The sequence below is a fragment of the Micromonospora sp. NBC_01796 genome (assembly GCF_035917455.1).
GTDB lineage: Bacteria > Actinomycetota > Actinomycetes > Mycobacteriales > Micromonosporaceae > Micromonospora_G.
The window spans coordinates 2,086,866-2,098,989 of sequence record NZ_CP109078.1; the positions used below are offsets into that span (position 1 = coordinate 2,086,866).

The 12,124-nt window shown below is 72.7% G+C and carries 9 protein-coding genes; 4 read left to right on the plus strand and 5 right to left on the minus strand.

Going from position 1 to position 12,124, the window contains the following annotated elements; genetic code table 11:
• Window position 1: 1 nt before the first annotated feature.
• Window positions 2-1,246: a glutamate-5-semialdehyde dehydrogenase gene (locus OIE47_RS09615; RefSeq protein ID WP_326561143.1), complete on the plus strand. Its 1,245-nt coding sequence runs from the start codon at window positions 2-4 to the stop codon at window positions 1,244-1,246.
• 47 nt (window positions 1,247-1,293) lie between these two features.
• Here the strand turns inward: OIE47_RS09615 and OIE47_RS09620 are convergent, their stop codons facing one another.
• The 5 genes from OIE47_RS09620 to OIE47_RS09640 form a co-directional block, all read right to left on the minus strand.
• Window positions 1,294-2,106, minus strand: a complete 813-nt coding sequence (locus OIE47_RS09620; RefSeq protein WP_326563043.1) for a prenyltransferase/squalene oxidase repeat-containing protein — start codon at window positions 2,104-2,106, stop codon at window positions 1,294-1,296.
• A 220-nt stretch (window positions 2,107-2,326) separates the two neighbouring features.
• Window positions 2,327-3,547 carry an adenylyltransferase/sulfurtransferase MoeZ gene (moeZ, locus tag OIE47_RS09625; protein WP_326563044.1) on the minus strand — a complete coding sequence of 407 codons (1,221 nt, stop codon included), beginning with the start codon at window positions 3,545-3,547 and terminating at the stop codon, window positions 2,327-2,329.
• A gap of 126 nt (window positions 3,548-3,673) precedes the next feature.
• Window positions 3,674-4,459 carry a DUF3152 domain-containing protein gene (locus OIE47_RS09630; RefSeq protein WP_326561144.1) on the minus strand — a complete coding sequence of 262 codons (786 nt, stop codon included), beginning with the start codon at window positions 4,457-4,459 and terminating at the stop codon, window positions 3,674-3,676.
• 157 nt (window positions 4,460-4,616) lie between these two features.
• Window positions 4,617-5,573, minus strand: a complete 957-nt coding sequence (locus tag OIE47_RS09635; RefSeq protein WP_326561145.1) for an alpha/beta fold hydrolase — start codon at window positions 5,571-5,573, stop codon at window positions 4,617-4,619.
• Window positions 5,574-5,648: 75 nt separating this feature from the next.
• Window positions 5,649-8,663, minus strand: a complete 3,015-nt coding sequence (locus OIE47_RS09640) for a hypothetical protein (protein WP_326561146.1) — start codon at window positions 8,661-8,663, stop codon at window positions 5,649-5,651.
• 152 nt (window positions 8,664-8,815) lie between these two features.
• Here OIE47_RS09640 and OIE47_RS09645 point away from each other — a divergent pair, with 152 nt between their 5' ends.
• The 3 genes from OIE47_RS09645 (at window position 8,816) to OIE47_RS09655 (ending at window position 12,106) form a co-directional block, all read left to right on the plus strand.
• Window positions 8,816-9,457 (plus strand): TetR/AcrR family transcriptional regulator, encoded by a 642-nt coding sequence (locus tag OIE47_RS09645; protein ID WP_326561147.1) that lies wholly within the window; start codon window positions 8,816-8,818, stop codon window positions 9,455-9,457.
• Between the two features lie 65 nt (window positions 9,458-9,522).
• Window positions 9,523-9,747: a DUF3107 domain-containing protein gene (locus OIE47_RS09650; RefSeq protein WP_121158362.1), complete on the plus strand. Its 225-nt coding sequence runs from the start codon at window positions 9,523-9,525 to the stop codon at window positions 9,745-9,747.
• A 571-nt stretch (window positions 9,748-10,318) separates the two neighbouring features.
• Entirely contained in the window at window positions 10,319-12,106 is a 1,788-nt protein-coding gene (locus OIE47_RS09655) for a DEAD/DEAH box helicase (protein ID WP_326561148.1), read from the plus strand.
• The last annotated feature ends 18 nt before the right edge of the window (window positions 12,107-12,124 follow it).

Below are 12,124 nucleotides of genomic sequence, written 5' to 3' on the forward strand. Positions count from 1 at the left end.
GATGACTGTCAGCGAGCAGGCACGTCGGGCCCGTACGGCGGCGAATGCGCTCGCCACCGCGACCCGTACCGCCAAGGACGCCGGCCTGCACGCGATGGCCGACGCGCTGGTCGCCCGTACGCCGGAGATCCTGACCGCGAACGAGGCGGACCTGGCGGCCGGACGCGCGGCCGGGCTGTCCGCGGCGATCCTGGACCGGTTGGCCCTCACCTCGGACCGGGTGGCCGCCATCGCCGCCGCGTTGCGGGAGATGGCCGGGCTCGCCGACCCGGTCGGTGAGGTGGTACGCGGTTCGACCCTCCCCAACGGCCTGGAACTGCGCCAGATCCGGGTCCCGTTCGGGGTGGTCGGCATCATCTACGAGGCGCGCCCGAACGTGACCGTGGACGCCGCCGGCATCTGCCTCAAGTCCGGCAACGCGGCCCTGCTGCGGGGTTCCTCGTCGGCGGCGCACTCGAACGCCGCCCTGGTCGAGGTGCTGCGGGACGCGGTCACCGGTGCCGGGCTGCCGGCCGACGCGATCCAGCTCCTCGACGCCTCGTCCCGCGACTCGGTCAAGGAGTTGATGCGGGCCCGTGGGCTGGTCGACGTGCTGATCCCGCGCGGCGGGGCGTCGCTGATCCGGACCGTGGTCGAGGAGTCGACCGTGCCGGTGATCGAGACCGGGGTGGGTAACTGCCACGTCTACGTCGACGCCGCCGCCGACGTGGCGAAGGCCGTCGACATCGTGCTCAACTCCAAGACCCAGCGCCTGTCGACCTGCAACACCGCCGAGTCGCTGCTGGTGCACGCCGACATCGCGGACGCGTTCCTGCCGGCCATGCTGGCCGCGTTCGACACCGCCGGGGTGACCGTGCACGGCGACGACCGGGTCCGGGCCTACTCGGCCGAGGTGGTGCCGGCGACCGAGGAGGACTACGGCACGGAGTACCTGGCCGCGGAGATCTCGGCCGCCGTGGTCGACTCGCTCGACGTCGCGGTCGAGCACATCCGGCGGTACGGCACCCAGCACACCGAGGCGATCGTCACCGACTCGGTCGGCGCGGCCCGGGAGTTCGTGGCCCGGGTCGACTCGGCCGCGGTGATGGTCAACGCCTCGACCCGGTTCACCGACGGCGGCGAGTTCGGCTTCGGCGCGGAGATCGGCATCTCCACCCAGAAGCTGCACGCCCGTGGCCCGATGGGGCTGCCCGAGCTGACCTCCACCAAGTACGTCGTCACCGGCGACGGCCACCTGCGCGGCTGACCGCCGGGCCCGGTTCACCCGCAGGTCGGGTCCGCCGGCCGACCGGTTCAGCGGGCGGCGCGGATGACCAGCAGCGTGGTGTGCACGTCGAAGGTGTCGCCGTCCTCGCTCGGCCAGCCACCGTCGCTGCGCTGGGTCTCGGCCAGCCGGCGGCGGGCGGCGACCAGCAGCCAGTCGTCCGGGTTGACCCCGACCCGGACCAGCGCCGACGCCATCCAGGCCACGTCGGCCGGGGACATCTGCGGCAGCCGGTCACCCAGCACGCCCTGGATCCGCGCCGACTCGTAGAACAGCTCCTGCCGGTAGAGCACGGCGGCCGACAGCCAACCGGCGGCCAGGAACGACGGCCAGGTGCCGTCGGGCTTCAACCGGTCGGCGATCGCCCTCGCGGCGGCCTGCACCGACCCGGCGTACGCGCCGCCGACCCGGTGGTCCAGCGGTCCGGCGGCACGGGCGTCGAGCCCGGCCACGGTGAGCCAGAACCCGGCGTTGGCGGTGAGGAAGAGTTCCGCCTCGGCGTCGCCGGGCTTCGCCCAGTCCGGCGCCTCCCGGGCCAGTGACTCGTCCTCCTCCCAGGTGCCGTCCGGTCGCTGCCGGCTCGCGAGCCAGTCCAGCGCCTTCCGGGCGGCGGGCCGGTCGAGGGCGCCGAGGTCGTCGAGTTCGGCCAGCCGGAAGCAGGTGGCGTCGACCGAGGCGATCCCACCGCCCCAGACCGCGGGCCAGCCACCGTCCGGGGCCGACCCCATCTCGACGTCGCCGATCACCTCCGGCAGGGGTGGTGCGCCGGTACGCAACCAGGAGAGTCGAGCCCGGTCCACCGCGTCGCCGTGCGCCACGACAAAGCCGATCGCACCGTCCATGTCCACCACGGGAGAGAAGGCTACCGGCGGGAAACTTTCTCTGCCTCGGTAAGTCAGCCGAGGTCAACCAGCCACTCGGCAGGTCCGGTCATAGGCCCCGGTCAATCCGAAACCCGACCACGGATGACCAAAAGGGCTCCTTCCGTACCGAACCTTCGGCACGGAAGGAGCCCTCGTCGAACACTGCGCACCCGGAGGGTGACGGTACGTGGTGTGATCCTCAGTACGCCGGCAGCGCCGGGTCGACCTGCTTGATCCAGGCCAGCACCCCGCCCTGTACGTGCACCGCGTCCCGGAACCCGGCCGCCTTCAGCGCCGCCAGGGCCTCCGCCGAACGGACCCCCGACTTGCAGTGCAGCACGATCTGCCGGTCCTGCGGCAGCTTGGCCAGCGCCTCACCGGAGAGGATGTCGCCCTTGGGGATCAGGGTCGAACCGGGGATGCGGACGATCTCGTACTCGGCCGGCTCCCGGACGTCGATCAGGAAGTGGTCCTTGCCGGTGTCCTGCCACTCCTTGAGCTCCGAGGCGGTGATGGTCGAGCCGACCACCGCGTCCTGCGCCTCGGTGGAAACCGCGCCGCAGAAGTCCTCGTAGTCCTCCAGCAGGTCGGTCACCGTGGGGTTCTCACCGCAGAGCACGCAGCCCGGATCCTTGCGGACCTTGATCTTGCGGTACTCCATCTCCAGGGCGTCGTACACGGTCAGCCGGCCGACCAGCGGCTCACCGATGCCGGTCAGCAGCTTGATCGCCTCGGTCACCTGGATCGAGCCGATCGACGCGCAGAGCACACCGAGCACGCCACCCTCGGCGCACGACGGCACCATGCCGGGCGGCGGCGGCTCCGGGTAGAGGCAGCGGTAGCACGGGCCGTGCTCGGCCCAGAAGACCGACGCCTGGCCGTCGAACCGGTAGATCGAACCCCAGACGTACGGCTTGCCGAGCAGCACCGCGGCGTCGTTGACCATGTACCGGGTGGCGAAGTTGTCGGTGCCGTCGACGATCAGGTCGTACTGGCCGAACAGCTCGCGTACGTTGTCCCGGTCCAGCGCGGTGTTGTGGATCACGACGTTGACCAGCGGGTTGATCTCCCGAACGGTCGCCGCGGCGGACTCCGCCTTCGGGCGGCCGATGTCCGACTGGCCGTGGATGATCTGGCGCTGGAGGTTCGACTCGTCGACGGTGTCGAAGTCGACGATGCCCAGCGTGCCGACACCGGCCGCGGCCAGGTACATCAGCGCCGGAGAGCCCAGGCCCCCGGCGCCCACACAGAGCACCCGGGCGTTCTTGAGCCGCTTCTGCCCCTCGACCCCGACGTCGGGAATGATCAGGTGGCGGGAATAGCGGCGGATCTCGTCAACGGTCAGCTCGGCGGCGGGTTCGACGAGCGGGGGCAACGACACGGTGAACTCCCCGGAATCGATAGTGGTGTGCCGCGCCATTGTCGCTCGGGACACCGGGCATTGACCATGAGGTGGAACACCTGTCCCGTAAACCGGGGCGGGAATAGCCGGCGGTCGGGCCGCCGTACCCCGGGCGGGGAGCCCGGCGGACCACGGAACGGCAGGTCAGACCGGCGGTCCCTCGTACCGGCGCCCGTCCAGGTACGGCCACGAGTTGGCCACGCAGCCGTTGAGGAACAGCGTCTGCTGCTGCATCACCGGTGCCGGCCTGCCCTTGCCCGGACACTGCTCGTGCCCGTGTCCCAACTGGTGGCCGGTCTCATGGTTGATCACGTACAGCCGGTAGTCGGCCAGCGGCAACTTCGCCGCGACCAGGTAGTCGACCGAGAGCATCCACCGGTTCAGGTTGATGATCACCTTACCCGGCGTCCGGCACGACGTGTACGGCTCACCGTCGATCCGGATGTCGGTCCCACCGGCGGCGCACATCCGGGCCGCGGTGTCGGCCGTGGCGAGGTAGACGGTGAAGTCGTAGTTCGAACCCTCCGGCACCCGCTGCAACCGGAGCTGTCCGCTGCCGGTCCAGCTACGCGGGTCGCTCAGGGTCTCGTCCACCGCCGCCGAGAACTCCTTCACGTCCTCACCGGAGCCGTCCTCGGTGGCGACCCGGTAGCGCCGCAGCACCCCCGCCTGCCCGGCCACCTTGCCCACACCGGTGCCGTACCGGAAGGTGTTCTTCCCGGACTGTGGCACCGGGCCGGGCATCCGCAGCAACGGCGGCTTCGGCGACGCCGACGGTGACGTGCCGGGCTTCGCCGGGGGCGTCACGGCCGCCTGGGCGGCGTTGACGCCCGCCGGTGGTCCGGTCACCGACAACGGCCGCTCGGCCGCGGTCAACCGGTTGACCAACGGCGGGCCGACCAACCCGATCAGCACACCCACGACCGCCACGAGAACCGCCGTGACGATAGCGAGCCGTCGTCCGCGCGGAGCTTCCCGCCGCCGGACCCCGCGGTACCGATCCGAGTCGTTCGCCCTGGTGGCACGGGCTCGGGACCGGGATCGTGAACTGGAAGTGGACATCGTTGACCAGCGTGCCACGTCACGGTCAGTAGCGCAGCATTGCCGTCTCATCCAGTAGGGCAACCACCGCACGGGCGACCGTACGGGGTACCTCGAGCTGGGCCACGTGCCCCACTCCGTCCAGCATCAACAGCCGGCTGTCCGGGATCACCCGGGCCGCCTGGGGTGCCACCCGGATGTCCACCAGCCGGTCCTGCCGGCCGCCGATGACCAGCGTCGGCGCCTTCACCAGCCGGGCGATCCGCCACATTGAACCGGCACCCGGCAGGTACGCCCGTACGAAGCTGCTGACCAGACCGCGCAGCGTACGCAGGTAGGCGGCGGCGTAGTGCTCGGCGGTGTACCGGATCCGGATCTCCTCGATCGCCTCCCGCCGCCGCTGGTCGTTGATCCGGGTGATGTCCGCCACGCACGCCGTGAGCACCTGCAGGGCCATGTCCTCGGGCGCGATCTGGGTCAACCGCCGGTACGCGAGCCGCTCCGCCATCGGCACCGCCAGCAGCGGCAGCATCCGGCCCTGCAGTGACCGCCGGGGGTCGAGGAAGGGCATCGCCGGGGAGATCAGGGTGAGGGTGCGTACGAGGTCGGGACGGAGTCCGGCGACGCGTACCGAGACCGCGCCGCCGAGGGAGTTGCCGAACAGGTGCACCGGCCCCCGGTCGGCGTACTCGAGATAGCGGATCACCCGGTCGGCGAAGGCGGGCACGGTGTAACTGCGTCCCGGTTCGCTGAAGCCGAAGCCGGGCAGGTCGATCGCCTGACCGTCGAGCCGGTCGGCGAGCAGGCCGGCCAGGTCGGTCCAGTTCTGCCCGGAGCCGCCCAGCCCGTGGACGTAGAGCGCCGGCTCGGCGTCCGGGGACGTCGCGGGGGTGTCCCGTACGTAGGTCACCAGACCGTCGAGGAGCACCGGTCGACCGGGCCAGGGTGGTGGACATCCGTCCCGGCGGAAGAGTTCGTCCGCCCCGAGGGCCGCACGCTTCATCTATCCAGTGTGCCGCGAACCGGGCCCGGTCCGCCCGTACGCCCCTTATCCACTGATGCGCTCTCTGACGGGCGCTCAGACGAGCAGTGCCTCCAACCGCCGGTTGACCGCGGCCAGGGTGGCCCGGACCACCGCCTGCCGGGGATCGCCCGCGACCAGCGCGGAACCGGCGAGCTGTTCCACCCACCCGTCGCAGACCAGCAGCACCACCACGGTCGCCACCTCGCAGCTCCCGAACGGGACCACCGCCGCGTGCTCCACGAAGCACCGCCCCATCTCGGTCACCCGGGCCGAGGCGCTGAGCAGTTCGTCGATCGCGACCGCGGCCGAGACCGCGCAGAGCCGGAGCACGTAACCGTCCACCGCCGGCCCGGACGCCAGCCCGGTCGCCCGCTGCTCACCGGCGGCGAGCCGTACCTCGACGGTCGCCTCCAGGCCGAAGGTGCTCACCTGGACGTGGTCCAGGACCACCCGGGGGCCGGGGACGCCGCCGGGATTGAGCGGCCTCGACGGTGCGGTCTCGGTGGTCGTGGGCTGACCCCCGGAGTACGAGGACCCCGCGGTCACCGGGCTGCCGGTGGCCATTCCCCCGGACACACCGGTTCCACCGCCGTACGGGCCGACCGGGCGCTCCTCCACGGCCGCCCGGCCCTGGTGCGCGGTGGCCGTCCGGCGTCGGCGGGGCGGTTCGGCGGGCTCCTCGACCGGCCGGTCGTCGGCAACCGCCGAACGAGGGTCGGGCTGGGCGACGGCGGGTGGGGCGGACGCCGGGGCCACGGATCCCGGAGCGGCGGGCATCATCGCGCCCTGCATCGGGGTGCCGGGGAGCATCGCGCCGGGCACCGGGGTGCCGGGCAGCTTCGGCGCCGCCGCCAGGCCCATCCGGTCCTGGAGCAACCGGGCGACCTGACGGCTCACCTCGGCCGGATCCGCCCCGTCGGCGAGGTCCAGTCGCAGGCTGTGCGCACCGGCCGGGGTCGTACGCAGGGACGCGTCCCGTACCCCGGGCACACCCCGTACGGCGGCCAGGATCGCCTTGACGTCGAAGCCCTCGGGTCGGTCCCGGAGTTGGCTGGGTGCGTCCTCGCGCCGCAGGTGGGTGGCGATCCGGGCGAGTTCGGGGGTTTCCGCCGAGGGCTCCGGCGGGATCGGTTCGGCCATCGTCGGTACGTCCGGCTCGGCCGGCACCCGTTGCGGGAGCGCCTCCGGCGCGGGTTCCGCCGCCCGGATCGCCGGGCCCTGGTCGACCGGACCCGCCTGTTGCGGCCCGGCCGGATAACCGGGGTACGGCGCTCCCCACGGACGTTCGGGTCCGTTCGGGTACCCACCGCCCCGTCCCGCCGGCTCACCGGGGGCGGGATAACCCGCAGGTTCGCCGGGCCCGGGGTAACCCGCAGGTTCACCGGGCCCGGGGTAACCCACCTGCTCGCCGGGCGCGGGGTAGCCTGCCTGCTCACCGGGCGCCGGGTAACCCGCTGGGTCACCGGGTGCCGGGTAGCCGGACGGCTCGCCCCCGGCCGGGTATCTCCCCGGTCCGGCGGCCGACGGGTAGCCCTGCGTCGGCTCCGGACCCGGTAGCTGGCCGGGTGCCGGCACGGGGCTCGAATCAGGCCATCCGGGCGAGTCGTCGTGACGGGCGCGACGCGCTTCGGGGTCCTGGGTGTCCTTCGCCCACGGCGGTGCCCAACCGGACGCCCAACCCGGCCGGGACTGCTCGGCCGGCTGCTGGGGTTCGGGCGCGGAACGGGGCCACTCGCTGCCGCCGTCCCCGCTGGACTGCGGGGTCTCCGACCGGGACCAACCGGGGCCGGAGGCGCCTGCCGTCGCTTCGGACGCCGCCTCGTTGCGGGCCCAGGACGCGGCGGCGGCCTGCAGACCGCTGCCGGACCGGGCCCAGGCCGGACGGTCGGAATCGGCGGCCGGTGACCCGGCGCCGGATCGCGCCCAGGCCGGACGGGCCGGTTCACCGGCGTCCTGTCCACCCTCGGACCGGGCCCAGGCCGGACGACCGTCGTCCTCCGGGGCGGCAGCGGCGCGGTTGCGCTCGGGTCCGGATGTCTCGGCCTCGGCGGCGGAGCGCACCCAACCGGCTTCGGCACCACCACCGGACCGGGCCCAGGCGGGCCGGGCGGCTCCGGCGCGGTCCGACTCGTGCTCCGGCTCCGGTACGGCCGTTCGTTCGTGGGATTCCGGGGCGTCCCGGTGCGGTGGCGGCTGCTCCCGCTCGGCCGGGCGGTCGGCGGTCCGCGCTCCCCGATCGGCCGGGTTCGCCGGAATGGGCACTGATTCCAACCGCTTCGGCGGGGTCAGGTCGTAGTTCGGCACCGCACGGAAGACGGGTGCGGGTTCGAATCCGGGCGGCGTAGGGCCGGGTTGGGCCGGCTGACCGGCCGGCGGGGCCGAGGTCGGTACGGATTCGCCGTACGCGTGGCGGGCCGACTCGGCGTCCGGCGACTCGGCCGGACCCTGCGTCGCCGAGGCCCGGTCGGTCGCACCGCCGGGCCGGTCCTGACCGGTCGAAGCCCGGTCCGTCACCGCGCCGGGGCGGTCCCCGACCGCCGCCAGGGGCCGATCCCGACCACCGGCGGACCTGTCCGGTACGGACGACAGACGGTCCTGTTCCGGCTGGCCGGGACGCTCCGGTGCCGACGGTGGACGCGGCGCCGGTACGGCGATCCGCTCCGGTCCGAAATCCTCCGGGTACGCGTACTCGGGCTCGCCCTGGTACGGGTAGGGCGGCCCACTGGCCGGTGCCCGGTACGCCGCCGCCGGCGGTTCCGGGTAGTGCCGGTCACCGAAGGTCGCCCCGTTGGTCGGCTGCCCGGACTCGCGGCCCGCGCCGGTCGGAACCGTCGGGTCGGCGTACCTCGTCGCCGGGTCGGCCGCCCATGACGGCGGACCCCCCGGTTCCGGCGACTGGCGCCACCTCGGCCGTGAGTCGGAGCCGCCATCGGCCGGCTCGGCCCCGTTGGGCCAGCCGGAATCGGCCGCCGCCCACCCATTGGCCGGCCGGGCCAGGTCACCGTGCGGACCTGCCCCGTTGCCGTTCTCGCCCGGTGCGGCGGCCCCGGGTTGCCCTGTTTCGTCCACCGTGCGCTCCTTGGTCGCCCCCGCTGAGGCTACCGTGTGGTGACAGTGGCGATAAGTTACAGCGGTGGCCTAATTCGGCGGCGCGACGCGATACGTCGATCCGTTCTGATCGAGGTCGATGGTTGTGCGATGTGTGAGACACGGAGGTTCCCATGACCGCTGCTGCGGAGAACGGTGCGCAGACAGCAGGCCGACCTACCCGGCTGCCTCGCTCGGCCCGGCGTAAGCAGTTGCTGGCCGCCGCCCAGGAGGTTTTTGTCGCCCAGGGCTACCACTCGGCGGCGATGGACGACATCGCGGAGCGGGCCGGGGTCTCCAAGCCGGTGCTGTACCAGCACTTCCCGGGCAAGCTCGAGCTGTACCTGGCGCTGCTGGACACCCACGCCGACGCGATCGTGGCGATGGTCCGGGAAGCGATCGCGGCCACCCCGGACAACAAGGATCGGGTCAGTGGCGCGGTACGGGCGTACTTCGACTTCATCGACCACAAGAGCGAGGCGTTCCGGCTGGTCTTCGAGTCGGACCTGCGCAACGAGCCGGCCGTACGGGAGCGGGTGGAGCGGGTCGAGCAGGGCTGCATCGCGGCGATCGCCGACACGATCATCTCGAACACCGGCGTGCACCGGGCGCGGGCCGAGTTGCTCGCCTCCGGCCTGGTCGGGGCGGCCGAGACGGCGGCCCAGTTCTGGCTGGCCGGCGGGCGTCAGGTGCCGAAGTCCGAGGCGGAGGCGCTGCTCGCCGCCCTGTCCTGGCGTGGCATCGCCAGCTTCCCCCTCCAGGGCGAGTCGGCCTGACGGATACCTCCGCTCATCGGATAGCCTTCGCAACGGCGAAGTTTCGCCCTGGATGAGGAGGTCCCGTGGAGGTCAAGATCGGCGTGCAGTACGCGCCGCGCGAGTTGGTGCTGGAGAGCGCGCAGACGCCGGCCGAGATCGAGCAGATCGTGACCGACGCCATCGCCAACGACGGCACCCTGTCCCTGACCGACGAGAAGGGTCGCCGGATCATCGTCCCGGTGACCAAGGTCGCGTACGTCGAGATCGCCGAGGCGTCCCCTCGGGCCGTCGGTTTCGTCGCCCGCTGACCCGGTCCTTCCCGACGGGCTGACGACCCCGACACCGGCCGACCGGCCGGTCCGGGGCCCAGCCCGTCGCCCAACAGACCGGCCGCCCGTCCCACCGGGTCGCGCGGTCGGTCACGCGGCCCCCGCTGCCCCTGTCGGGGTCGGCCACCTCATGGGTGGAGCCCCCGAGCAGCCGTCCCGCCTGCGACACCCTCTCCCCGACCGACGGCCCTCGCCGTCGAACCGGCCGAATCGGACAACCAGCCCGACCCGTGCACACCGGTGACGAGTACCCCGGTGTGGCCGGAACCGCCGATTGGCGCCCGGCTCGGAAGCGCGCGATGGTAATCCGCACCACAGTGCGTACCCCCGGTTGGAGCCCCATCAGCGCGAGTAGAGGCGACATTTGCCCGGCTCAGGTAACATGGAGCAGTTGCCGTAGGTCTCGAGTACCTCGAAATGCTTCCTGCGGCGCGCGTGCGGCCCGGTTTGAGTCGGCATCTCTGCCGCAGACCGTGTGGCCCGCGCCAAACCGAAACCGCGCCCTACGGACTGACGGGGCGCACCCACGAGAGGGCACCCCCACAACCAGATGAGCGATCAAATCGAAGAAGTTATGGCTGGCCAGGACCTGGCCGCCGACGCTCCGGTGCGCCCGGAGGCACCGACCTTCGCGGACCTGGGCGCACGTCAGGAGACCGTGGACGCGCTCGCCGCCGTCGGTATCCTGCGCGCGTTCGCGATCCAGGAGTACGCCCTGCCGATCGCGCTGCGCGGCACCGACCTGATCGGCCAGGCGCCGACCGGCACCGGCAAGACCCTGGGCTTCGGCGTACCGCTGCTGGAGCGGGTCACCGCGCCCGCCGAGGGCAGCACCGGCGTACCGCAGGCGCTTGTCGTCGTACCGACCCGTGAGCTGGGCCTGCAGGTTGCCAAGGACATCGCCGCCGCCGGCAAGACCCGTGGCGTACGCGTACTGCCGATCTACGGCGGGGTGGCGTACGAGCCGCAGGTCGAGGCGCTGCGCAAGGGTGTCGAGATCCTGGTCGGTACGCCCGGCCGGTTGATGGACCTGGCGAAGCAGAAGCACCTGCGGCTCGACGGGGTGCACGCCCTGGTTCTCGACGAGGCCGACCGGATGCTCGACCTGGGCTTCCTCGACGACGTCGAGAAGATCCTGGCGATGTTGCCGGAGAAGCGGCAGACGATGCTCTTCTCGGCCACCATGCCGGACCCGATCGTCACGTTGGCCCGGCGCTTCCTGCACCAGCCGGTGACGATCCACGCCGGGCACACCGCCGAGACCGGGCCGTCGCCGCTGACCCAGCAGCTCGTCTACCGCACCCACTCGATGAACAAGGTCGAGATCGTCGCCCGGATCATGCAGGCAGAGGGCCGTGGCCTGACGATGATCTTCACGCGGACCAAGCGGGCCGCCGACCGGGTCGCCGAGGACCTCGACTTCCGGGGCTTCGCGGTCGCGGCGGTCCACGGTGACCTGGGACAGGGTGCCCGGGAGCGGGCGCTGCGGGCGTTCCGTACCGGCAAGATCGACGTCCTGGTCGCCACCGACGTCGCGGCCCGTGGGCTCGACGTCACCGGTGTCACCCACGTGATCAACTACGACTGTCCGGAAGACCAGGACACGTACACGCACCGGATCGGTCGTACCGGCCGGGCCGGCGCCACCGGTGTCGCGATCACCTTCGTCGACTGGGACGACATGCCCCGGTGGCGGATCATCGACAAGACGCTCGGGCTCGACATGCCGGAGCCGCCGGAGACGTACCACACGTCCCCGCACCTCTACACCGACCTGCACATCCCGACCGACGTCTCGGGCACGCTGCCGACCGCCGACCGGACCCGGGTCGGCCTCTCCGCCGAGGTCGAGGAAGACCTCGGCGGCCGGTCCCGCACCGCTCGCCGCCCCGAGGGCGGCCGGGGCGGCGACAGCGCCGGTCGCGGCGCGGGTCGTACCCGGGGCCGCCGGGACGGCGACGGTCGCTCCGGCGGTGGCCGACCGGCCGCCACCACCCCGGACGCGCCGGTCGACCAGGCCGACGAGGTGGTCCGGACCAGCACCCGGCAGCGCCGTCGGCGTCGCGCGGGCGAGGTTGTCGTCGGTGACGGCACCGACACCGGCACCGCCGCTGCCACCGTGGTCGTGACCGACGGCACCGGCCCGGTCGCCGAGACCACCGGCGACGGATCGGACGAGGCCGGCACCGGTCGCACCCGTACCCGGCGCCGCCGCCGTGGCGGTCGGGGTTCGCGGGCCGGTTCGGCATCCACCGACACCGGCGCCACCGATTCCGGTACGCCGAACGCGCGCTCCACGGGCGACGGTTCGGCCCCGGCGGACTCCGCCAGCGCCTGACCCCCGTCACCACAGCTC

Coding starts and splice junctions, on each gene's coding strand:
- OIE47_RS09615 (WP_326561143.1), top strand. CDS start 2: ATGACTGTCAGCGAGCAGGCACGTCGGGCCCGTACGGCGGCGAATGCG.
- OIE47_RS09620 (WP_326563043.1), bottom strand. CDS start 2,106: ATGGACGGTGCGATCGGCTTTGTCGTGGCGCACGGCGACGCGGTGGAC.
- moeZ (WP_326563044.1), bottom strand. CDS start 3,547: ATGGCGCGGCACACCACTATCGATTCCGGGGAGTTCACCGTGTCGTTG.
- OIE47_RS09635 (WP_326561145.1), bottom strand. CDS start 5,573: ATGAAGCGTGCGGCCCTCGGGGCGGACGAACTCTTCCGCCGGGACGGA.
- OIE47_RS09645 (WP_326561147.1), top strand. CDS start 8,816: ATGACCGCTGCTGCGGAGAACGGTGCGCAGACAGCAGGCCGACCTACC.
- OIE47_RS09655 (WP_326561148.1), top strand. CDS start 10,319: ATGAGCGATCAAATCGAAGAAGTTATGGCTGGCCAGGACCTGGCCGCC.